The organism is Paenibacillus sp. FSL H8-0034, from assembly GCF_038000305.1.
GTDB lineage: Bacteria > Bacillota > Bacilli > Paenibacillales > NBRC-103111 > Paenibacillus_S.
Genome location: NZ_JBBOBS010000001.1, coordinates 2,232,858 through 2,256,823, shown reverse-complemented (window position 1 = coordinate 2,256,823; position 23,966 = coordinate 2,232,858). Strand labels below are relative to the sequence as shown.

The window sequence follows — 23,966 nt, the reverse complement described above, 5'->3', positions numbered from 1 at the left end:
TCATCCCCTTAGCTCTGCTAAACGGGCAATCACTTTATCCCGCTTATCTGCATAATCGGCCAGCTTTGCTTTCTCTTCATCAATTACTTTAGCAGGAGCTTTCGCTACAAAGCCTTCATTTCCAAGCTTTTTCTCGATCCGCTCCACTTCGCCATGCAGGGATTGAAGTTCTTTTTCCAAACGTACAAGTTCTTGTGAAATATCGATTAATCCAGCAAGCGGCAAGTACAGCTCGGCTCCTGTAAGGATTCCGGTCATCGCTTTATCCGGATTCGCCAGGGTCAGACTAATTTCCAGCAAGGAGGTGTTGCTGAACCGACGAATATATTCCTCATTACGCTGCAGGATAATCAAAGCTTCTCCGTTAGCCGGTTTGATCAGCAATTCGATTTTTTTGCTCATCGGCACGTTAACCTCAGCTCGAATGTTACGAACCGTACGAATCACATCCATAAGCAAATTCATTTCCTGAACCGCATCAACGGCTTCCCAATCGGCATTGTAAACCGGCCACGCAGCTAGTGTAATGGTCTCTCCTTCATGCGGAAGATGCTGCCATATTTCCTCAGAAATGAACGGCATAAACGGATGAATCAAGCGCTGTGTCTGATCCAATACATAGGCAAGCACGGATTGCGTCTTTTTCTTGGCTTCAGCATCAGTTCCATATAAGGACAGCTTACTGAATTCAATGTACCAGTCGCACAAGTCATCCCATATAAAACTAGTTAACAGACGCCCGGTTTCACCAAATTCGTAGGTGTCAATCAATCGGGTTACATCACGTACGGTTTCGTTCAAGCGGTGGAGAATCCATCGATCAGCCGTCCCTAATTGACCGCTCAGATCAATGTCCTTCACCGTGAAGCCAGTCAAATTCATTAATACAAAACGCGAAGCATTCCAAATTTTATTGGCAAAGTTACGCGCCTGCTCAACCTTCTCCCAACGAAAACGCAAATCCTGCCCCGCCGTTGAGCCTGTGGAGAGCATAAAGCGCATCGCATCAGCGCCATACTTCTCGATTACTTCCTGCGGGTCTACTCCGTTGCCCAAGGATTTGGACATTTTTTGGCCATCCTCAGCACGGACCAAGCCGTGAATAAGCACATCCTTGAACGGAATTTGATCCGTAAATTCAAGCGCGGTAAAGATCATTCTGGACACCCAGAATCCAATGATATCATAGCCGGTAACCAGCAAGCTCGTAGGATAAAAGCGGCTCAAATCTTCCGTTTCATCGGGCCAGCCCAATGTTGAGAACGGCCATAGCGCAGAGCTGAACCAGGTATCCAGCACATCCTCATCCTGACGGATCTTGCCGCCGCCTGCACGGACGGAAGCCTCAGCTTCGCTGTGCGATACGAACATTTCCCCTGTTTCGTCATTGTACCAGGCCGGTATCCGATGCCCCCACCACAGCTGACGGGAAATACACCAGTCACGAACGTTTTCGATCCATTGCAAATAACTTTTTTCGAAGCGTTCCGGAACAAAATTAACTCCAGTTTTCAAGTTTTGCGCAGCAATCGCCTGCTCCGCCAACGGCTTCATTTTCACAAACCATTGGGTGGACAAGTAGGGCTCAACAATAGCTCCACTGCGCTCACTGTGGCCGACTTGATGCACGTGATCCTCAATTTTCACCAAAACCCCGGATTCCTTCATATCGGCAACAATTTGCTTACGGCACTCGAAACGGTCCAAACCTTCATAAGGTCCAGCCTTATCGTTCATTGTACCTGTAATATCCATAACCAATATTTGCGGCAAATCATGGCGCTTTCCTACTTCAAAGTCATTCGGATCATGAGCAGGCGTAATTTTTACAGCTCCGCTTCCAAAATCCTTATCCACATATTCATCGCCAATAATCGGAATCTCCCGACCAACAAATGGCAGTACCAATACCTTTCCAATCAAATGCTGATATCGATCGTCCTCCGGATGCACCGCAACAGCAGAATCACCCAGCATCGTTTCCGGGCGTGTTGTGGCAACCACAATAAACTCATCGCTATCCTTGACTGTATATTTCAAATGGTACAGGTGTCCCTGGATTTCCTTGTGTTCAACCTCAATATCCGATAAAGCGGTCCGTGCTGCCGGATCCCAGTTAATAATATAGTTGCCGCGATAAATAAGGCCCTTTTCGTACAACCGGACGAACACTTCACGGACCGCTTTAGACAGTCCTTCATCCAGTGTAAACCGCTCACGGGAATAATCCAGCGAAAAGCCCATCTTAGCCCACTGCTGGTGAATCGAATCCGCGTAATGCTCCTTCCACTCCCACACCTTTTCCAGAAACTTTTCACGGCCCAGATCGTAGCGGGTAATGCCTTCCTCACGCAGCTTCTGCTCGACTCTGGTTTGTGTCGCTATTCCGGCATGGTCAGATCCAGGCAGCCAGAGTGCATCATAGCCTTGCATTCTCTTGGTACGAATCATAATATCCTGCAGTGTGCAATCCAGCGCATGCCCAATATGCAGCATGCCTGTTACATTCGGCGGAGGAATAACGATCGTATACGCCTCTGCATCCTTGCGCTGCCCTGCTTTAAAGTATTCGCCCTTCAGCCAGTACTCGTACCATTTCCTTTCCGCTTCCTTCGGATCGTAGGTCGTCGGCATTTCCGTTGTTTTTATTTCTTCCATCGCGGGTTCCTCCATTATCCATACTATTCATCCATTACCTGCAGGCTGGACTGGGCCAGGGTTTAACCTTCTACCCATCCACTGCACTTTCATAGGCAACAAAAAAATCCCTTCGCCGCAAAGGACGAAAGGATCTGCTTCCGTGGTACCACCTTTATTCCGCATAAGAAAAAGAATTGGGCTGACACATTACTGCCCACTATGCGGCACTTCAACAGATAACGGCTGATACCGGCAGCATCTATCCGCAAACCAAGCATTCAATGACCATACGAGATGGCTATATTGAATCTCAGACCTGCCTTGAATGCTGCAACTCCAGGGCGACTTCGGCAAGTTACATCCTACGGAACCTCTCAGCGTAACAATTCCGCTCTCTGATGGGTTAGCTGCCTACTATTCCCTTTCCAAGTTATTGAAACATATGATTACATCTATGATAAACAACATTACCGATGGAGTCAATAACATATCCGCCTATAAACCAAGGTTTTATCCTTATTATAGCCAAAAATGCCCGTTTCAAACCCCTATTAAGGTTTGATCGGGCATTTTCGTTTATTTGGGAATATAGACGATTTGTCCTACGGTAACTTCATGCTCGGCTAATCGGTTAAACAGTGCAATTTCACGTGGGTTTAATTCATAGCGCTTCGCAATGATTTCCAAGGTTTCTTCCTTCTGTACAATACATAACCGAACGCGGCGGAATTCCTGCTTCTCACTCGTTGAGCTCAGCAGCAGCTTCTTCCATTCCAATCGGTCACCCGGAGCGGGAGCACTCTGTGCAGCCTCTGATTCAGCTAATCTTTGCTCCTCTTTGACTGACGAGGAACTTTGCAGCAAAGAGGTCAAACCGAATGGCTTTACAGGTTGGGGAGCATCGGTAGTCTTCCCATTAAAAGCAACTCTTGGCTCTATCTTGTCCTCTGCCGCATAGCTTGCATAGCTATCGGCCTGCTGATGCTGAAACGCATCGAGAGCCTCATCGCTTTCGTCCTCCAACCATTCCTCCTCTTCCTCGTCTCCACCATCTGTCAAACCACTTAAATCATCCGGTGGATCATTATAAGCTGAAGATGGTGAACGCTCTTGAATAGGCTGGGTATAAGCAGCTTCAGTTAAAATCGGTCCAGATGTGTCGGATCTGGCAGGTGTAGGCGCCTCATGTACAAAAAGCACCTCCTCCGGATTATGATTCCAGATCTCATCAGCACTTGGAGCTACAATGACTTCCTCAAGCCCATTCAAAGATAATACTCCGGTAATATTGAGGCTTCGGGCTGAAAGAATATCAACATCAAAGTTCTCAATTTCAACGGCGATATCCTCAACACGATGCACCCGATTCAACGGCAATGTAATTTCTACCGGAATCAGGTGCTCCAACGTACGATTCACGGCATCCTGCTCATCTACATAGGTGCCGGATAGAAGCAGATTACCTCTTAGAAGAGCCTGATCCCCTTGAGGCACAACCTGAATATGCGGAACCAGCTCCACATCCTCCAATTGTTTAATGCCAGCAACTCCCTCAGACAAATGCACCCGCTCATAAATATCGAACCGCAATCCATTCTGCTGCTCAGCCAATATCTTGTCCTCCCTCCGAAAACTAAATCTTGCAAACCGTATCCATCGGTTAATCAGTTTCAGTTGTCTTTAGATTTATATGGTTTTCGGGGGATAAGCATGACTATATTTTTTGAAGTACCGTATACAGCCTTAGAAAATCCTCCGTCCAGGGTGCTGAAACATGGATGAACTCACCAGTCAGGGGATGTTCAAATGATAAGCTTTCGCCATGCAGAGCCTGTCGATTGATTCCATGAGTAGGACCGCCATATAAGGAATCACCCCATATTGGAAGCCCGATGTGGCTGAGATGAACACGAATTTGGTGCGTTCTTCCCGTTTCCAGACGAAGTCTTACAAGCATAGCCTGATTCAACTGCTCCACAACCTCATAGTGGGTCACCGCCCGCTCCCCTGTCACAGATATACGCCTACGCGCTGAATGATGCCGATCTTTACCGATAGGCTCGTCTATAGTCCCAGACAAAAGGGCTGATTGTCCTTGAACGATCGCAGCATAGAAGCGCTGTATGGATTTACTTCTCATGTCTTCATCCAGAATCAGCTGGGCCCATTCATGCTTGGCATACAGCACAGGGCCTGTCGTATCCTCATCCAGGCGATGGATGTGCCGTACCTTGCACTGCTGTCCTGTGCTCTCATAGTAAAAGGCTACAGCATCAGCCAAGGTCGTCTGATCGCTGCCATTTCTTGATCCGTCTCCATGAACCCTCATACCTGCCGGCTTGTGGACAACCATACAAAAATCGTCCTCATATAACACGTCTAAAGGAGCCCATATCGGCATATCCTGTAGGGGTTCATTCGGAAACAGCCTGAGGCGTACGCGGGGGCCTTTTATCAAAACACCACCGCTTTTGATCAGTTTTTTCAAAAAAAGCACGGGCATTCGGATATAATTCCCTATCTCGAGCTCTGCTTCAAGAGGTTTTGGCAATATCAACTCCAGCCATTCCCCCTTTTTGCTCCAAGACATCTTCACGGCTTCCGCACCTTCTTCATATAAATAACACCGTAAGCCACAAGAACTCCGAAGACAAGTAAAAAACCAAACATCACAACCAGGGTTTCCAGTGTAATCCCGTACAGACTGTATTTATCCACGCAATTATCGCCTCAATTCACAAAACTTTATATTTCATTGTAGCAAATTCGCATGAGGACTTCTATTAAACAACCAAATAATATGATAGAATGAATAGTATTTATTGATTTTATTTTGAACTTGGGAGAGGACTACACATTGAGTAATGCACTACAATTTCTCCAATCCACCCGACAGCAGCTTCGTGATTGGAGTTGGTTTAAGCGCTCACTATTGGGATTTACGATACTGACCTTTATGGTTTCCAGTTTTATGTTTTTGACACCGGTCGGGACGGAAATGCGCATCTGGATGGCTAACACCGTCATTATTACCCAGCATCGTGATTGGGCTTGGATATTTGTAGGAACAGAGCAGCGTGACAGCATGCTTCAAAAAATGCGGCAGTTTATCGAAGAAAATGCCGAGGAAAAGCAGCAGTTTAACATGGTTACAGTTCAACCTACCTCTGCGGTCACTCGCAAGAATCGAACCATCGATGAATTAATTAAAGTAGAAGACGTCTCTGGAACGTTCTGGAAGGGCAAACGGATGTATGTGTATGATCCTAAATCGATTCGTCTCATGACCCCAGCGAAACCAGGTGAAGGTGAAAAAATCTCTTCCATGGTAAAACGCACTGGCGCTGTAGCCGGAGTCAATGCAGGAGGTTTTGACGATCCCGAGGGCTTAGGTAATGGCTTTGCTGCTATTGGGGCTGTTATCTCCGGTGGAGAAGTGATTTATACGGACCAGGATAGCAGTGTCGCACAGCATATTGTTGGCTTTACCAAGGAAGGTACACTCGTCGTCGGTAAATATAATATGTTTGAATTACAAGAAATGGGTATATCCGAAGCGGCTTCCTTTTATCCGCGGGTTATTGCCAATGGAAAACCGCTTCCCATCAATGACATTAGCCGTGCGCCGCGGACCGGAGTTGGTCAAAAAGCGGATGGAACCGTCATTTTTATCGTCGCTGACGGCCGCTCGACTCAAAGTGTTGGAGCGACGTTGAAAGAAATTCAGGAATTGTTCCTTGCGGATGATGTAGTCAACGCAGGCTTCCTGGATGGGGGCGCCTCTTCCGAGCTAGTTGTGAACGGCGAGCTGATCACCAAGCCTTCCAGCCGTTACGGTGAACGCCGATTACCGTCCGCTTTTCTCGTCTACGATCATCCTGAGGATGCGGTAGCCAACAGAGTTTGGGATGGGTTATCTTCAATTAATGCCGGCGGTGCATTCGATCACCCTGACTTTTTGCGAGAGCAAGCTGAGCTTAAAGCAAAAGCCAAAAATAATCCGGCACCTGTGACAACACCAACGCCAGCCAAAACAACAGATACGGAGCAGACCAAAACTCCTGCTACAAATACTGGAACCAATAAGCCATCCGGTAACAATGAATCTACAAAGACTAACACACAATCAGATGCGACCAAGCCTCAACAAGGCACAGACAACAGCAAAACAACACCTTCTACTAATGGTACCAAGGATACTGGAAAAGATACGACCACGCATCCTAATACTCAGCAAGGTGGTAATGGTAATCCGGTAACAACAGATCCAGTTAAGCCAGGAGAGACCACTCCAACAGGAGCAGGGGCTTCTGGAGGCACGACGAATCCGGCTGCTAACCCCCCATCATCTACGACGGGTGGATCTAATCAACAGGGGCAAGGAACGGGCAGCACATCTGTACCCAATACAACCCCAGCTGCTGGAAGCGATGCTTCCAAAAATACGCCGACAACAAATGACGCTTCGAAGAATGCACCTGCAACAAATGATGCTTCCAAGAATACACCTGCATCATCGAGTGACGCATCTACCAAGAACACGCCAGCAGCTGGAGATGCAGCAGCTAAGACTAACACAACTGTAACCACACCTCCTGCTTCACCAGCAGCACCTGCTGGAGGATCTACAACCGGAGGTTCAACAGAAAAAACTACTCCAGTACCCGTTAAATGATAAAAAGGATCAACGCTCGCATCCAACGAGGGTTGATCCTTTTTATTTAAGTTGTATGGTTAGTTACAGCTGTTTCATAATAGTATGATGAGCCTCAATAGTCTGCTCAATATCTTCGTCAGAATGCGCAGTTGATACAAACATCCCTTCATACTGGGAAGGTGCCACACTCACCCCATTGTCGAGCAACGCGGCAAAGTAACGATTGAATCGCTGCAGATCCGAAGTCTTGGCTGTCTCATAATTCGTTACCTGTTGATCCGTAAAGAAAGGACATATCATCGAACCGACACGATTGATCGTGCAGGCAATGCCAAATTCCTTTGCATTGGTGATAAATCCGGCCTCTAATCGGGCCGCTTTGCGTTCCAGCTCCTCATAAACTCCAGGCTGGCCTAGCAAACGAAGCGTAGTGTAGCCAGCAGCCATAGCTAACGGGTTACCGGATAAGGTTCCAGCCTGATAAATAGGACCGCTTGGCGCGATCATTTCCATAATATCGCGTCTGCCGCCATAAGCGCCTACCGGTAAGCCGCCACCAATGACTTTACCGAGACAGGTAAGGTCCGGCTTGATTCCATAAAGTCCCTGGGCACTGCCCAAGCCGACCCGAAAGCCCGTCATAACTTCATCGAATATAAGCAGACTGCCATAACTGGTCGTAATATCCCGAAGACCCTGTAAAAATCCCGGTTGCGGTGGCACGACGCCCATATTCCCTGCAATCGGTTCTACGATGACAGCGGCGATTTCCTCTCCGTATTTTTCAAAGGCAACACGGATCGAATCGAGATCGTTGTAGGGCACAGTGATGGTATTGACTGCGACGCTCTCCGGCACGCCAGGACTGTCAGGCAATCCCAGAGTAGCTACGCCTGATCCCGCTTTAATCAGCAGCGCATCGGCATGACCATGGTAGCAGCCCTCAAATTTCAAAATCTTCGAACGGTTCGTATAACCTCTGGCTAATCGCAAAGCACTCATGGTTGCTTCAGTACCGGAGTTGACCATTCTTACCATGTCCATGGAAGGAATTCTTTCAATGACCAGCTTGGCCATACGCGTTTCCAGCTCAGTCGGCGCGCCAAAGCTAGTCCCTAATTCAACTGCGCTTTTGATCGCCTCTATGACTTCCGGATGACTATGTCCAACAATTAGCGGTCCCCATGAGCCGATATAATCAATAAACTCGTTTCCGTCAATATCGAATACTCTCGAACCCGCTCCCCGTTCCATAAACAATGGGGTTAAGCCTACTGATTTAAATGCGCGAACCGGGCTATTAACACCTCCCGGAATATACTGCTTGGCTTCTGCAAATGCCTTCGATGAACGTGAGTCGTCTCGTTGGGTTGGTTTCAATGCCATGCCCCTTTCTTTACGATAAAATGTCTTGAAAATCAAGAAAAATCGATATATAATTATTCGAACTGAATTTATACTCGGACTATTTTCCAGCAAAAGAAGCGGGGGGAAACAATGATCGACTTTTTGCGCAAGGTACCCTTATTTTCCAGTCTCAACAATTCCCAGTTAATGATCATTTCCAATATTTGCTCCAAAAAATCATTCAAAGCCAATACTGTTTTATTTCATGAAAAAGAACTTGGCTCTGTATTCTACATTGTTTTCAGCGGCTCGGTAAAAATTTATACAGCAGCAACATCCGGTGAAGAAAAGATTCTCTCCCTGTTCAAAACAGGCGACAGCTTTGGAGAACTCTCATTGATTGACGGCAAGCCACGTTCGGCTTCTGCCCAAACTCTGGAAGACAGCGTGATGATCGCACTTTCTGGGCCTAACTTTTTGGAGATGTTAAAATCCAACTTCGACATTTCACTCTGTATTATGCAGGAGCTGTGTAATCGCCTTCGCGACACGAACCAGCACGTTCATGATCTTACCTTCCTGGACGCCAGGTCAAGAGTCATCAAAAGCCTCATAAAGCTTGCCAACAAAAATGGTATTCGTTCAGGCAGTATTGTAACAATCAAAATGATGCTTAACTACGATGAGGTTTCCCAAATGGCCGGTGTGCAAAAGCCTATCTTGATGCAGGTCATCCGTGATTTTCAGGAAAGACAAATATTGACCTTTCTCGGCAACGAGATGAAGCTTGATCTTGCCAAGCTACGAGGTTAGACTTTACGATCTTCATGCACAATACATATCGCTTTTTGATTTCAGTAAAAGCCCGATTCAACAATCGGGCTTTTTTTGTTCAACCGTTTACTTTCAAATAAACCGCATCGCTCAACGTCTCCATATACAAGGGATCGGTATTAAGTGAAGCCGTACGCTCCACATGCATCTCCAGCTCCTGAGCTACCTGTTGTGCCTCTATATCAAGATCGTACAAGACCTCCAAGTGATCAGATACAAAGCCGACCGGGCACACTAGGACGTTGCGGATCTGTTCTTCCTTTACTACGGTTCGCAAAATATCAAGAATATCCGGTCCGAGCCAAGGAACTCCCGTACGACCCGCGCTTTGCCAGCCAAACTGCCAATTCGTAATACCTGTCTGTGCCGCAACAGCTCGCGCAGTTTCAAGTAATTGCTCTGTATAAGGGTCACCTGTTCCAAGAATACTTTCAGGTAAGCTGTGTGCTGTAAATACAACACGAATATCGGACTTATCTATACCATCAAAACGCTCCAGTGCATCTTGTACACGCACAGAGAGTGCTTGGATAAGCTGTGGATGCAGATGGTAGCTTTCGACAAATTGAATAGAAAGTCCAAGCTCATCAGCCTTGTCTTGTGCCCGTTTGATATAACTGCCAACGCTCATATGAGAGTAATGCGGAGCAAGAACGATACCGACTGCCTGCTGAATGCCATCCTTGACCATCTGCTCTACACCATCTTCTACATACGGCTCCGCATGTTTCAAGCCTTGATAGCAGACAAAAGAGTAGTCGGGATGATCAGCGTTCAAGCGCTCTTCCAATGACTTTACCTGCTTATTCGTATTTTCCCTGAGTGGAAAAAAACCCCCGACTATGGCTTCATAGCGATCTGTTAAATCCTTGAGCTGTTCGGCTGTAGGCGGTCTTCCTCTGCGGATATGCGTATAATACGCCTCCACTTGATCCAAGCTCTCAGGCGTCCCGTATGACATGACCAGTACACCAATTCGCTGTTTTGACATTTATACACCACTTCCTTGTTTGGCCGCAGCCAAAGCGGATGTTGAATAAGAATGGACAAAATCCGTCAGCTCGCGTAACTTATCAATGGACGCCTCAGGAAATAAACCATGTCCAAGATTAAAAATATAACCCGGCTCTTGAATGCCCTGATCGATAATAAGCTTGGCTTGCTCCTTGATAACCGACATAGGAGCAGTAAGCACATAGGGGTCCAGATTACCTTGAACTGCGAATTTCGATCCCAGACGCTTACGTCCTTCCGGCACAGATACACGCCAGTCCAGACCAATGACGTCAGCCTCTACCTCTTGCAGCAAAGGAAGGAGCTCGCCCGAGCTTACGCCCGGAAAATAAATTTTGGGCTGATCCAGATGGTTAAGCTCGGCAAAAATACGCTTAATCGTCGGCAATACATAATGTTGAAAATCTTTGGGTGATAGAGCACCCACCCAGCTGTCGAACAGCTGCACCGCTTTTGCACCGGCAGCGATATGAGCCTTCAAGTATGTAATGACCATGTCGCCCAGCTTATCCATCAATTGAAACCAGACCGCAGGCTCGCTGTACATAAGCTCTTTGGTCCGAATATAGCTTTTGGATGGCTTGCCTTCTATCAAATAGCTGGCGATTGTGAATGGCGCCCCAGCGAATGTAATTAAAGGAACTTGAAGTTCTGCAGCCAAAATCTCGATCGTTTTTATGACGTGAGATAAGTCCTGTTCCACCTGGATCGGACGCAGCTTCTCCACATCAGCTGAAGAACGGATCGGATTATGGATGACAGGACCGATATTTTTGACAATATCAAAATCAATACCAATCGAAGCGACTGGATTCATAATATCAGAATATAATATAGCCGCATCCACACCGAGCTTGTTCACTGGCATCAATGTCACTTCGGCAGCCAGTTCAGGCTGTTGACAAATTTCGAGCAAGCTGTACTTTTCCTTAATTACGCGGTAATCCGGATCGTAGCGTCCTGCCTGCCTCATATACCATACTGGCAGTGTATCTACCTCCTGCTTTTTACAAGCCTTGATAAATGTATCCTTGTAGCTCATCCGCTTTTCCTCATTTCCGTATACTCCCAAGAACTTTCCTTATGAAAAGTTGACCTCGCAAGCTTTAATTGATCTACTCATATTATGCCCTATTTAGCAGCATGTAACAACTGATTGCCCCTTCAGATTCCGACAAATGTATGACAAGGGCGCACTTCCTGTATAAAAAACAAAGCCCTTCTCACACAACCGAGGCTGTATGGGAAAAGCTTCTGACTTCCTTATTGATTGTACCAAGGTCTCGCGACAAGTACTTTATTCACGCAGCCAACGTGCAACATCCTTGGCGAAATAAGTAATGATCAGATCTGCTCCGGCACGCTTGAAGCCAATCATCGTCTCCATAATGATCGCACGCTCGTCGATCCAGCCCTGCATGGCTGCAGCCTTGACCATCGAATACTCGGCGCTTACGTTATAAGCGACAAGCGGCAGATCGAATTGATCACGCAGCTGACGAATGAGGTCCATATAAGCCAAGGCTGGCTTCACCATCAGGAAATCTGCACCCTCCAGCACATCGGACTGTGCCTCACGAAGCGCTTCACGTCCGTTAGCCGGGTCCATCTGATACGTCTTGCGATCACCAAACTGAGGAGCTGAATGAGCAGCCTCACGGAAAGGTCCATAAAACGCTGAAGCAAATTTAACCGAGTAGGACATAATCGGAATTTGATCATATCCAGCCTCGTCCAGACCTTGGCGAATCGCATATACAAAACCATCCATCATATTGGACGGAGCAATAATGTCGGCGCCTGCTTCCGCCTGGGAAACCGCAGTGCGTACCAGCAGTTCAAGTGATTCATCGTTAAGCACATCAGCACGCTGCTTTTGCTCGTCGAAATGTACGACTCCACAGTGACCATGATCTGTAAATTGACATAGGCACGTATCAGCAATCACAACGAGCTGCGGCTGAAGCTCTTTTATGCGGCGTGTTGCTTGCTGCACAATTCCATGTGCATCGTAAGCGGAGCTTCCGTGCGCATCCTTGTAATCGGGAACCCCAAATACAAGGATCGATTGAATACCCAGGTCAACGATTTCCTGAAGCTCTTCCTCTAGCAAATCCAATGAATAATGATACACGCCAGGCATCGATGAAATCTCGTCCTTGATTCCTGTTCCGTGCGTTACAAATATAGGATATATAAGATCATGAATCGTCACATTCGTTTCTCTGACCAAATTACGTAATGCAGCCGAGCCTCTTAATCTACGGTTACGAATAATTGGAAAAGCCATATCGTTCTACCTCCCGTGATGTATCTATAATCTCTAATTGTTATATAAACTGGCTACCAGGGATTCTACTGTTGCTTCTTCTGCTAGATAATCTATGGTCAGTCCGGCCTCAATGGCGGTTTGTGCAGTCATCGGCCCGATACAGGCGATTTGGCAATCTTTGATCAGCTCAAGCGGATTGTCCACACCTAATTCTTTTAAAGCATGGAACAAGTTAGTCACTGTCGAGGAACTGGTGAAAGTAATGATCTGCAGCACCTTCTGCTCCAGCATTTCGATAATCTCTGTACCACCACTTGTTTCAAGCACGGTTTCGTATACATCTACCTCAGTGAGCTGCAAGCCTAATTCCCTTAATCTCGCTGGAATGTATTCTTTGGCAATATCAGCAGTTGGCAGCAGAACCTGTTGTCCTGGCTTCAATTGTTCCGCAATCGTTGCCAGCAGCTCATCTCCGTGAAACTTCGAAGGTAATAATTCGACAAGCAATCCCCGACTTCTCAACGCCTCTGATGTCTTGGGACCTACGGCAGCAATCTTTGCTTTATACATTCTACGAATATCTATCTGTTGTTCACGAATAGCTTCAAAGAAATGCTCCACACCGTTCACACTTGTGAATATAACCCAATCAAAATCCTCCAGCCGCTGCAAAGCGTCTCCAAGCGCAGTACGTGCAGCAGCTTGAGAAGTAGCTTGAATTCGGATTACGGGAAATTCGACAGCTTCTCCGCCCAAATCCTCAATCAGATTGGACAATTCACTCGCCTGACTTCTTGCACGAGTAACCAAAATACGTTTACCGAATAACGGTTTCTTTTCAAACCAGGCCAGCTTGTCGCGCAGCTTTACCACTTCTCCGACAATAATAACCGCAGGTGATTTGAAATTGGCAGCCCGCACTTTTTCGACAATATCAAACAAGGTGCCAGTAATAGTCTCTTGATCCATCCACGTTCCCCAACGAATTAAAGCGACTGGAGTGGAGGTCTTTTTACCGCCTTCTATCAGCTTGTTGCATATAGATTCGAGGTTAGCTACTCCCATCAGGAAGATCAATGTGCCTGATGCCTGCGACAGATTTCCCCAGTTCACACCATTGTAGGTTTTATTCTTGTATTCATGTCCGGTTACTATGGAAAAGGATGAAGTAAAGTCGCGATGCGTCACCGGAATACCCGCATAAGCAGGAACAGCGATCGCAGAAGTGATACCAGGTACGATTTCAAAAGCTACCTCATTCTCAGCAAGCAGCTCCGCTTCCTCGCCAACCCGGCCAAATACACTCGGATCGCCTCCCTTTAAGCGCGTCACTGTCTTGCCTTGCAGAGCCAGATCAACCAATAACTGATTAATTTCCGACTGCTTCATCATATGCTTATCTGGCAGCTTGCCGACGAATATTTTCTCAGCACCCGGCTTCATATGCCTCAGCAGTCTTGGGCTTGCCAAACGGTCATATACAACGACATCGGCACGCTGTATTGCCTCTAATCCACGTACTGTGATGAGCTTGGGATCGCCAGGTCCTGCCCCTACGAGATATACGACGCCTTTAGACATTTCTTGTCAACCCCTTATTTTATCCAAAATATCGGAAGCCCCACGCTCTATCAAAGCATTTGCCAGAGTAACACCCAACAGCTCCGGATCGGTTCCATTCAAAGTTTCCTTCAGCATCTGCTGACCATCAGGCGAGCCTACCATACCTGTCATGGTGATTTGATAACCTCCACCTGTAAGTTCACCTTCAACGGTTGCATACGCACCTATCGGTATCTGGCAGCCGCCATTGAGCCGTCCCAGAAAGCTTCGTTCTGCTGACACAGCAAGCGCTGTCCGTTCATCGTTATAATACCCAAGCAGCTCCAGCACTTCTGTGTTGTCATCTTTGCATTCGATACACAAGGCACCTTGGCCAACAGCTGGCAGACAAACCTCAGGTGGCAAATAAGCTGTTATGCGATCTGTCCATCCGATGCGATGCAGGCCGGCAGCCGCCAGCAGGATGGCGTCAAAGCCTTCAGACTCCAGTTTTTTCAGCCTCGAGTCGATATTGCCGCGAATGGATTCAATCTTGAGATCTGGCCGATAATGCTGCAGCTGGGAAGAACGACGCAGACTGCTCGTCCCTACTTTAGCACCCTGCGGAAGATCATTCAGTTGAAGCGAGCCTTGTGTAATCAAACAATCTCTTGGATCCTCACGCAGCGGGATCGCGCCGATTATTAGACCTTCAGGAAGTTCCCACGGCATATCTTTCATGCTATGAACAGCCAGATCGATTTCACCGTCCATTAAAGCCTGCTCTATCTCCTTCACGAACAAGCCCTTACCGCCCACCTTGGAAAGCGTCACATCGAGGATACGATCACCTTTGGTAATAATTTTTTTGATTTCAAATTCACAGGGGATGCCGTGCTTCTTACTGATCTCCCGTAGATGCTCAACAACCTGCCCGGTTTGTGTCAGGGCCAACGCGCTCTGTCTTGTTCCCACCACGATTTTACGCATATGTCTCTCCTTCTTTGATGTATTGTTGAATCCAAAGTCCGATTTGCTTCATTCTCGCAATAGTTGGTTCAGCAGACAAGCTGTCTATGAGCTCCTGCTTCCAGTATGTATCCGTACCGGAGGAACGGATTAAGGACATAAGTTCCCAATCCAGCATCAATCTAAGCATTTGCAGTCTTACCTCTATATCCTCAACCTGTGATTGAATCAATAAACGAAGCTCCTGCACAAGATCCAGATAAGTTTCGTATTCGAATCCGTAGGCTTGTTCAAGCTCTTGTTTGATCTTACGGGCAATCGTCGGGCTGGCACCTCCAGTGGAGACAGAGATGAGCAGCTTGCCGCGACGGACCATAGCCGGAACGATGAAGCTGCTGCCAGACGTATTATCAGCCACTGTAACCAGCTTGCCCAGTGCTTCTGCTTCCAGACGAACCGCTTCATTAATTTCCGGATTGTTGGTAGCGGCGAATACAAGAAAGGATTGTTCCATTTCCCGTGTTCCTGCACAATAAAACTCGTGAAGTATCGTCAGAGCTCCCTGCTGCATCCAATTCTCAATCTGTGGACTGCAGTCCGGGCTTATCACGGTTACAGACGCACCTGCTTCTATCAGCGAACCTGCCTTCCGTTCAGCTATGTGGCCTCCACCAACAATCACACAGGGCTTGTTCTTCAAATTAACCAGCACAGGATAATAATCTATGTTGTTCATGGTATCACGACCATTGGTGAAACGAAGAATAAAAATTCGCAAACACTACATTGAGTGCCATAATGAAAAAAGCTGCTAAATTCCATAACGCAAGCTTATAGCCCGGTGTCTTCAGCATAACCCTTTGAAATAAATAGAAAACGTAGGCCAGCAAAACAAACCAGGAATTGATGACCTTAGGATCAAAAAATAATGCCGCATTTCCTTCAAGCGCAATCCACACGAAACCAATGGACAAACCCAACAGCAGCAGAGGGGCTCCGATAATGACAGAAACATACGAATAATGATCTGTTTTGTCAAGACTCGGCAATCTCTGCATCAGCTTTGACCACTTCTTTCTCTTCAACTGCTGGTGGAGCAATAAATACATGCCGGAAAACACGGCTGCCGCTACAAATGCCGTGTAGCTTAAGATGGATAAGGAAATATGAATGAATAGCACTTCATCCTTAATATTCCAGGAAGCAAGTGACGGCGATACTTTCGGGTTACTGAAAAAATTAAGAGCAAGAACTGAGAAACCCAGCACATTGACCATAAACACAAAAAATTCGATTCTAATAAAGCGGTTCACAACCAGAGAAACGGTGACTAGCAGCCAGGTCAACATAAATAGGGTCTCAAACATTGAAAAAGCTTCCGTTGGATCATGATAGACCAAACCGAATATCAAATATACCGTTTGCAAAACCCATACAAAAGAAAGCAACCCTGTCCCAATCCGTTTTGCACTTCGGTTCGGACCAACAAAGTCCGAGAAGTAAAACAGTAGGCTCAGGGCGTAGATATAAATAATAGCATCGTATAACCAACTTTTCGTAACCATTGACCAAGGCACCTCTTCCGATTACGATTTGGACAAGGCCTCAGCAGGCTTTAGGGAAACCTTCGTTAGCAGTTCTTCTTTCCAACGATTTTGTACGTCTTCAAGCTCCAGCTGACGAGCCGCTTGCTCCGCACGTTCCTGCTCTTCCAATTGCTCCTCTAACGCGAATATTTTGGTGAAATAGTCCAGCGCCTCATCACCGTGCCGTTCCGCAGCCATTTCCTTGATACGGTTTACGGGATCTCGCAGCATTTGATTCACGATACTCTTCGTTAATTTACGGATGATCTTTAATTCTCTTTCATCCAAATCAGGAAGCTTCTTCATCAAACTATCCATCGTCTCTTGATGAATCGAGCTTGCTTTAGTCTGTAAAGCTTGAATAACCGGACTGATACCCAACGTCTTGGTCCATTGCTCAAAGGTCTGCAATTCATCTGCAATCATTTGTTCAATCATAACAGCTGTTTCCCGCCGTTCCTGTAAGTGGGTGTTCACAATCGACTGCAAATTATCGATATCATACAAAAAGACGTTAGACAAGCTGCCGATTGCCGGGTCCAGGTCTCTGGGAACTGCAATATCAATCATGAATAACGGACGTGAACGACGCTTTTGAAGGACAGCCGCGACTTGTTCTCGAGTCAATACCAATTCAGCAGCTCCCGTCGAGCTAATGACGATATCAACCTCTTCCAAACAGGCATTCAGCTTGTCCATAGTACAGGCTACACCTTGAAACTTTTCAGCCAGCTCCTGAGCACGTGTTAAGGTCCGATTGGCTACGATAACCTTATCCGCACCGTTGGCATATAGATGCTTGACCGTTAATTCGCTCATCTTGCCCGCACCAATGATTAATACTTTTTTATGCTCATAGCTGCCAAAAATCCGCTTGCCCAGCTCAACTGCCGCATAGCTGACCGAAACAGGATTATCGCCGATGCCTGTTTCGGTATGTGCGCGCTTCGCGAACGTTACCGCCTGCTTAAACAATGTATTGAACATAATCCCGGTCGTCTTGGTTTGTTGAGCCAAAGCAAAGGAATCCTTAACCTGCCCCAGAATTTGAGTCTCACCAATAACCATCGAATCCAAACCACTCGCGACCCTGAATAAATGATCGATTGCTTTGTCATTTTCATAAATATACAAATGACTATTGAATTCATCTCGCGACACACCAAACCAATTTTCTATAAATCCGCGAATATAATGTCCGCATAAATGCTCACGGTCTACGACAATGTATAGCTCCGTTCGGTTGCAGGTGCCCACTATGACGGATTCCATGACGCTTTTCGTCTCTTTCAGCTGTTTAAGCGCCAAAGGGAGATCTCCTTCGGCAAACGTAAATTTCTCCCGGATCGAAACGGGTGCCGTCCGGTAATTCAAGCCCGCCACAACAATATGCATAGGTGTCACCTGCCTCCCTCCAAATAATCTCTGTTTATTATAGCATATAACATTCTGGTTCTCCGACAAATTTTTTGTATAAACTGTGAAAGCTGCATAAGGTGTAATGTACATTATTTTCAACCATTTCCTTCAGCTTTATACCGCAGTCCGTTAATTAAACACCCTTTATTATTACGGTAAACGAAAACTACTGCTGCATTTTTTTGCGAAGCAGCTCGGATATTGCCTGATCAGCCTTGGCCATGATAGCACTTTGCGATGAATTGATATCAAGACGCGAAGAAAGCAGCTTGCCGTAGGCATCGAAAAAAATGCTGAATTGCTTGTATACCTCGACTAGTGTCTGCACTTCATCCGATCGCAGGGAACGCTGCCCGCCAACCTGCAGGCGCAGCATGTACTGCATGAGCTCCGGTACTCCTGCTAGTGTCGTAAGAGCTGGATCACCGAAGGCCAGCACAAGATGGTCATGCGTAAAATTAGCCGTATACACCGCCTGCCGCAGCGCATTCAAGCTTTCGGTATCTTTCACCTTGTCTATATTTTGTAAGTAGCTGCTTAATAGCTCCATCTGAAACAATGAAACCTGATACAGCATCTTCCCGGCATCCTGCTTCTCCGTTGTCCCTTGCGCCATAGCATAGATTTGATACAACGGCCACCCTAACAAAAAAATCAACAGCAAATAGAGTACAAGCCTTCGTTTTCTTTTCATGGGGTCCCCCTCAGAGTTTTGCGGAGCAAAACTAACTTCGTAAGCATCTACTTGGTTTTGTGTAACAAAACTGACTTCGTAAACATGCTGAGCCTGTATTGTACAGTGTATGGGGTTTTGTGGACAAAAATAATACCCGCGGATTTCTCCGGGGCACTATTTTTAAAGCATGTTTAATTGGCAACACATATTGCTCTATTTAATTAACTGCATTTGTTTGATTACCGGTGTTTCTACTACGAGCTCACCCATTCCACGAATTAGCTTTTTGGCATGAGTCGTTTCAGGCTTCAAAACGGATACCATATAATCGATAGCCAATTGAGGATCTACCGTCTCGCCACAAGTGTAACAATCCAATGCGGCAAAACCTTTCTCAGGATAAGTATGAATGGAGAGATGACTTTCTGACAGCAATACCAATACCGTTGCACCTTGTGGTTCGAATTGTTTGGCTTGTACCGACATCACTGACGCCCCACATGCTTCTGCTGCCTCCACCATTTGCGCTTGTAACCATTCTGCATTATTGAGAAGATCAAAATCAACCCCCCAAGTATCTACAGCAACGTGTCTTCCGAAAGTCGAATATTCCATCTTTCGGTTCCCCCTTCCTAGGAATAAAATGTTTGAAAAATTTCATCCGCTAGGACCTACGTCATTCACTTCTCGAGGGAGTAATCTCTCGCAACAATAATGTCCTGAGTGAATCCTGGTTCCTATTTTGTTTGTTTTCAACGAGATTAAAAGTACCATCTATTGAACGGAAATGCAACACTTTTTTTTCGGGCAAAAAAAATACTTCTGAATCCTTGGCGGAATCAGAAGTTTTCGTTTAACCAAATCTATACTTAAGCCTCGAGTACAAACAATTGATGAGTCAATTTACCTAAACGTTCATCAATCTGTTCACGAACAGCTAATTCACGAATGTCATTTCTCAGATCCAGTAAGTTGTTCACTTGAGATTTGATACGTTCAATCTCTTGCTCCACCTCGTCCTTGCGGAACAAGCTTTCCAGCAAGCCTAACGTATCTTTATGCTCATAAATCACCCGCTCAAGCCCATCCTTGCTTTCTACAATTCGGACTACGGAGCCGCGCTCATATTCATACACCATAATATAAGTTTCATAAATGCGATGAACCGTTGCACTGCCTTTAAAAGTTGAAACTGCTTTGCGCATCAGATTAACAAGTGTTTTATTGCGGATACGGCAAGAGCCGAGGCACACATAAGTATCATAATGCAATTCGAATGACAGGACAATTTCTTGACCCGCATCATCCAAAAGTACGACTTCCTGACTTCCATTATCGAGAATTTTCACCTGCAGGGTTACTTGCTGATCGACAAACATTTGAATAAACATGGCCATTTCGGCTTCCGTTAATTGTAGGCAGGTTTTGACATATTCAGTCGCTAACCTCATTGCCATAAAAATCCCTCGATTCTTTAATTTCGAGCCCTTTACATACCCTGCTGTAAACAAAAAGCTATAAGTACATTATTTTATATATAGTATACTACATAAAACATTAATATTCCTGTCATAAATTCATTAAATTCCGTTTTATTTTAGAAAATAACGCCTTTTCCTCGAAGAATTCCAAGCATATATCTGAATCCCTCTGTTTCCCTTACTAAGTTCTGCGGTTCGCTGCCATGTATGCAAAATTAAGCAACCTACCCTGTAGATTACTTAATGAGTTAGACTATGGATTGGGGGGAGGCTTCGTAATACTTGTTCTACAGGGCTCGGAAGCCCAAGAAATGCAAACTGGTTGCGCATATACTTTATCATAGGCATAGCGGCATCTGCATCAGCTTGCTCCTTAAACCGCTTGACGATTTCAACGACACATGCTGAATGCATACAACCACCGCATTTCCTTAAAATTAGATTTCGGGTTGAAATTTCGTTTCCGGTTCAGTCTTGGTTTCCAACGTTGTTTGGGCTCCCGGTTCAAGCGCAGTTTTCGGCTCAGGGGCTACATAGCCAATCTCCTGCTCAATAACTTGCCATAATTCATCCTTACCAACACCGAGCTCAGATGAAAATAAAACCATACGGTCATGCTTTTCCATTTGCAGTGTTTCTCTGATGATCTTTACATGCTTCTGCCAATGACCCTTTGTTATTTTGTCTGCTTTGGTCGTAACGACAACCAAGGGAACATCATTATGCTTAAGCCAGGCAAACATGGTCTGGTCATCCTTGGATGGCGCATGCCGAATATCAATGATTAATAGCACCAGCTTAAGATGCTCACGGTGCAGTAAATATTGTTCGATAAACTTGCCCCAAATCTCACGTTTGGATTTGGAAACTTGGGCATAACCATAACCTGGAAGATCGACTAAATATAAGTCCGCATTCACTTTATAATAATTAAGCTGCTGGGTTTTCCCCGGCTTGGAGCTGGTACGTGCCAGATTTTTGCGCTGGATGAGCCGATTGATCAGAGATGACTTGCCGACATTCGAACGCCCTGCCAGAGCTATCTCGGGCAAGGCGTCGGCAGGATACTGACTCGGACCAACCGCGCTGATAATAAATTCAGCTTGATTGACCTTCATAATAAATTCCACTCTCTCTTTATGGAGCTGTGCTCCTTTACTTAAACGCCTACAGGCCTGACTAAAGCATATTCCAGTACTTCATCGACATGCGCAACCGGAATAAATCTCAGTTCATTTCGCACGCTTTCCGGAATTTCTTCCAAGTCCTTGGCATTATCCTTCGGAATAATGATCGTACGAATACCTGCTCTGTGCGCTGCAAGGCTTTTTTCCTTAAGCCCGCCAATCGGCAGTACACGGCCACGCAGTGTAATCTCACCTGTCATGGCAACTTCCTTGGACACAGGAATGTTCGTAAGCGCTGAAATCAGGGCTGTTGCCATCGTAATCCCAGCAGACGGTCCATCCTTAGGGATAGCGCCTTCCGGGATATGAATGTGTACATCCAGCTTCTCATGAAAATCGGGAGCTATACGAAGCTGTCCGACACGGGAACGAGTATAGCTGAACGCCGCCTGCGCAGATTCCTTCATGACATCTCCCAGCTTACCGGTAAGTGTCAGCTTCCCGTTGCCTGGCATCACAGTAACCTCAATGACAAGCGTATCGCCGCCTACCTCTGTCCATGCGAGTCCTGTAACGGCGCCAATCTGATCGGATTCCTCCGCCATACCGTGATGGAATTTGGCTGGGCCGAGAAAATCCTTCACATTGTCTGCATGGATCGTAACGATTTCACCTTGGCCAGACACAAGACGCTTCGCCGACTTACGGCAAATAGCCGCTACCTGCTGCTCCAGATTACGCACGCCTGCTTCTCGGGTATACTCCCTGACAATCTTCATGAGTGCTTGCTCATCGATAATCAGCTGATCTTCCCGCAGTCCATGATCCTTCTGCTGCTTGGGCAGTAAAAAATTGCGGGCAATTTTATATTTCTCAATTTCAGTATAACCGGGAATGTAGAGGACTTCCATACGATCCAACAGCGGCCGCGGAATATTGTGCACCGCATTCGCGGTTGTCACAAACATGACATTGGATAAATCAAACGGAACCTCAATATAGTGATCACTAAAAGTGTTGTTTTGCTCCGGATCCAGCACCTCGAGAAGTGCTGCTGCCGGATCTCCACGGAAATCCATCGCCATTTTATCGATTTCATCCAGTAAAAAAACCGGATTCGTCGTGCCCGCATTTTTCATGCCTTGAATAATTCTTCCCGGCATTGCACCGACATACGTACGCCGATGTCCGCGGATTTCCGCCTCATCACGCACGCCGCCCAGTGAAATGCGAATGAATTGTCGACCCAAGGATCGGGCAATCGAACGGGCTATTGACGTTTTGCCGACACCTGGAGGGCCTACCAGACATAGAATCGGACCCTTCAGCTTCTTGACCAGCTGCTGTACCGCCAAATACTCTAACACTCGCTCCTTCGGCTTTTCCAGTCCGTAATGATCCTCATTCAATATTTCCTCAGCATGAATAATGTTCAGATCATCCTCGGTGAAATTGGACCAGGGAATACCAAGCAGCCAATCGATGTAATTACGGATGACACTGCCCTCTGCTGAGGTTGCAGGCAGCTTTTCCAAACGATCAATTTCCTTCTCGATCTTTTCCTTAACCTTGTCGGGAACCTCAGTCTCAGCAAGCAGCGAACGCAGCTCCTCAATCTCGCCTGTCCGTCCCTCTTTATCGCCGAGTTCTTTTTGAATAGCCTTCATTTGCTCGCGAAGATAGTATTCCTTTTGCGTTTTTTCCATCTGCTTTTTGACGCGTTGACTGATTTTCCGCTCCAGCTCCAGCACTTCGCGTTCGTTGTTTAAAATGCTAAGCAGCTTTTCCAAACGATCCTTTACAGGAACCGTTTCTAGAATATCCTGCTTGTCTTTGATCTTCAAGGATAAATGACTGCAGATGACGTCAGCCAAACGACCTGGCTCATCAATATCGGAAACGGCTGCCAGTGTCTCCGGTGTTACCTTTTTTGACAAATTAATGTAATGCTCGAATTGATGCAAAACCGTTCGCATTAAAGCGTCGATCTCGGGATCGCTTGTTTCCTGCTCAGGCAGCTCCCTGACCTGCACCTCATAGTACTCATCATTATTTAAAAATTCGGTAATCTCCGCACGCACTACCCCTTCAACGAGTACACGAATCGTACCGTTAGGAAGCTTTAGCATTTGTCTGACTTTGGCAATCGTACCAATGCGATATATATCTTCTGTGGTAGGTTCTTCAATGTTAATCTCCGACTGCGAGCATAGCAGAATCAAGCTGTCGTCCACCATGGACTTCTCAAGCGCTTTTACTGATTTCTCCCTGCCCACATCCAAATGCAGCACCATACTCGGATAAACAAGCAGCCCACGCAAAGGAAGCAATGGCAAACGCCGCACTTTTATTTTATTCGGTCCCATTCTGAAGCACCTCCTGAGAACTTTGCTTTGGGCAAA

The 23,966-nt window shown here is 46.3% G+C and carries 20 protein-coding genes and 1 other annotated feature; of the genes, 2 read left to right on the top strand and 18 right to left on the bottom strand.

From position 1 onward, the window contains the following. The 4 genes from NST47_RS10250 to NST47_RS10235 all read right to left on the bottom strand — a co-directional run bounded on the left by NST47_RS10250 (position 1) and on the right by NST47_RS10235 (position 5,358). Positions 1 to 2,658 carry a valine--tRNA ligase gene (locus tag NST47_RS10250; RefSeq protein WP_341155050.1) on the bottom strand — a complete coding sequence of 886 codons (2,658 nt, stop codon included), beginning with the start codon at positions 2,656 to 2,658 and terminating at the stop codon, positions 1 to 3. A gap of 117 nt (positions 2,659 to 2,775) precedes the next feature. Beyond that, positions 2,776 to 3,077 (bottom strand) — a binding site (T-box leader). A 139-nt stretch (positions 3,078 to 3,216) separates the two neighbouring features. Further along, on the bottom strand, positions 3,217 to 4,251 hold the full coding sequence (locus tag NST47_RS10245) for a LysM peptidoglycan-binding domain-containing protein (RefSeq protein ID WP_341155049.1): 1,035 nt from the start codon (positions 4,249 to 4,251) through the stop codon (positions 3,217 to 3,219). A gap of 103 nt (positions 4,252 to 4,354) precedes the next feature. Then, positions 4,355 to 5,230 carry an RluA family pseudouridine synthase gene (locus NST47_RS10240; RefSeq protein WP_341155048.1) on the bottom strand — a complete coding sequence of 292 codons (876 nt, stop codon included), beginning with the start codon at positions 5,228 to 5,230 and terminating at the stop codon, positions 4,355 to 4,357. A 2-nt stretch (positions 5,231 to 5,232) separates the two neighbouring features. Next, positions 5,233 to 5,358, bottom strand: coding sequence for a hypothetical protein (locus tag NST47_RS10235; RefSeq protein WP_341155047.1), 126 nt, complete (start codon positions 5,356 to 5,358; stop codon positions 5,233 to 5,235). 139 nt (positions 5,359 to 5,497) lie between these two features. On the opposite strand from NST47_RS10235, the gene NST47_RS10230 reads away from it, so the two are divergent. Then, a complete protein-coding gene (locus NST47_RS10230; protein ID WP_341155046.1) occupies positions 5,498 to 7,315 on the top strand; it encodes a phosphodiester glycosidase family protein in 1,818 nt (605 codons plus the stop codon). A 63-nt stretch (positions 7,316 to 7,378) separates the two neighbouring features. On the opposite strand, the gene hemL is transcribed toward NST47_RS10230, so the two are convergent. Then, the gene (gene hemL / locus NST47_RS10225; protein ID WP_341155045.1) at positions 7,379 to 8,683 is read right to left on the bottom strand and encodes a glutamate-1-semialdehyde 2,1-aminomutase; all 1,305 of its coding nucleotides are present in this window, start codon (positions 8,681 to 8,683) and stop codon (positions 7,379 to 7,381) included. Positions 8,684 to 8,794: 111 nt separating this feature from the next. Between hemL and NST47_RS10220 the strand changes: the two genes are divergently transcribed. Continuing rightward, complete coding sequence (locus NST47_RS10220) at positions 8,795 to 9,457, top strand: Crp/Fnr family transcriptional regulator (RefSeq protein WP_341155044.1); 663 nt, start codon at positions 8,795 to 8,797, stop codon at positions 9,455 to 9,457. 79 nt (positions 9,458 to 9,536) lie between these two features. On the opposite strand, the gene hemH is transcribed toward NST47_RS10220, so the two are convergent. The 13 genes from hemH to lon form a co-directional block, all read right to left on the bottom strand. Further along, entirely contained in the window at positions 9,537 to 10,469 is a 933-nt protein-coding gene (gene hemH, locus NST47_RS10215; RefSeq protein WP_341155043.1) for a ferrochelatase, read from the bottom strand. Further along, positions 10,470 to 11,534: a uroporphyrinogen decarboxylase gene (gene hemE / locus NST47_RS10210; RefSeq protein WP_341155042.1), complete on the bottom strand. Its 1,065-nt coding sequence runs from the start codon at positions 11,532 to 11,534 to the stop codon at positions 10,470 to 10,472. It lies immediately after the preceding gene. A 255-nt stretch (positions 11,535 to 11,789) separates the two neighbouring features. Continuing rightward, on the bottom strand, positions 11,790 to 12,782 hold the full coding sequence (gene hemB / locus NST47_RS10205) for a porphobilinogen synthase (protein WP_341155041.1): 993 nt from the start codon (positions 12,780 to 12,782) through the stop codon (positions 11,790 to 11,792). A gap of 33 nt (positions 12,783 to 12,815) precedes the next feature. Then, positions 12,816 to 14,345, bottom strand: coding sequence for a uroporphyrinogen-III C-methyltransferase (gene cobA / locus NST47_RS10200; RefSeq protein WP_341155040.1), 1,530 nt, complete (start codon positions 14,343 to 14,345; stop codon positions 12,816 to 12,818). A gap of 6 nt (positions 14,346 to 14,351) precedes the next feature. After that, on the bottom strand, positions 14,352 to 15,296 hold the full coding sequence (gene hemC, locus NST47_RS10195) for a hydroxymethylbilane synthase (protein ID WP_341155039.1): 945 nt from the start codon (positions 15,294 to 15,296) through the stop codon (positions 14,352 to 14,354). After that, positions 15,289 to 16,011: a precorrin-2 dehydrogenase/sirohydrochlorin ferrochelatase family protein gene (locus NST47_RS10190; RefSeq protein WP_341155038.1), complete on the bottom strand. Its 723-nt coding sequence runs from the start codon at positions 16,009 to 16,011 to the stop codon at positions 15,289 to 15,291. Before NST47_RS10190 ends, hemC begins: the two co-directional genes overlap by 8 nt. Before the next feature lie 4 nt (positions 16,012 to 16,015). Continuing rightward, entirely contained in the window at positions 16,016 to 16,840 is an 825-nt protein-coding gene (locus NST47_RS10185) for a cytochrome C assembly family protein (RefSeq protein ID WP_341155037.1), read from the bottom strand. 21 nt (positions 16,841 to 16,861) lie between these two features. Then, positions 16,862 to 18,256, bottom strand: coding sequence for a glutamyl-tRNA reductase (hemA, locus tag NST47_RS10180; RefSeq protein ID WP_341159647.1), 1,395 nt, complete (start codon positions 18,254 to 18,256; stop codon positions 16,862 to 16,864). Positions 18,257 to 18,446: 190 nt separating this feature from the next. Beyond that, positions 18,447 to 18,974: an S-adenosylmethionine decarboxylase gene (locus tag NST47_RS10175; protein ID WP_341155036.1), complete on the bottom strand. Its 528-nt coding sequence runs from the start codon at positions 18,972 to 18,974 to the stop codon at positions 18,447 to 18,449. Positions 18,975 to 19,169: 195 nt separating this feature from the next. Next, positions 19,170 to 19,571 carry an adenosylmethionine decarboxylase gene (gene speD / locus NST47_RS10170; protein ID WP_076231477.1) on the bottom strand — a complete coding sequence of 134 codons (402 nt, stop codon included), beginning with the start codon at positions 19,569 to 19,571 and terminating at the stop codon, positions 19,170 to 19,172. 254 nt (positions 19,572 to 19,825) lie between these two features. Further along, positions 19,826 to 20,413 (bottom strand): non-ribosomal peptide synthetase module, encoded by a 588-nt coding sequence (locus tag NST47_RS10165; RefSeq protein ID WP_341155035.1) that lies wholly within the window; start codon positions 20,411 to 20,413, stop codon positions 19,826 to 19,828. Between the two features lie 461 nt (positions 20,414 to 20,874). Continuing rightward, on the bottom strand, positions 20,875 to 21,555 hold the full coding sequence (gene yihA / locus NST47_RS10160) for a ribosome biogenesis GTP-binding protein YihA/YsxC (protein WP_341155034.1): 681 nt from the start codon (positions 21,553 to 21,555) through the stop codon (positions 20,875 to 20,877). A 41-nt stretch (positions 21,556 to 21,596) separates the two neighbouring features. Beyond that, complete coding sequence (gene lon, locus NST47_RS10155; RefSeq protein ID WP_341155033.1) at positions 21,597 to 23,930, bottom strand: endopeptidase La; 2,334 nt, start codon at positions 23,928 to 23,930, stop codon at positions 21,597 to 21,599. Positions 23,931 to 23,966 lie beyond the last annotated feature (36 nt).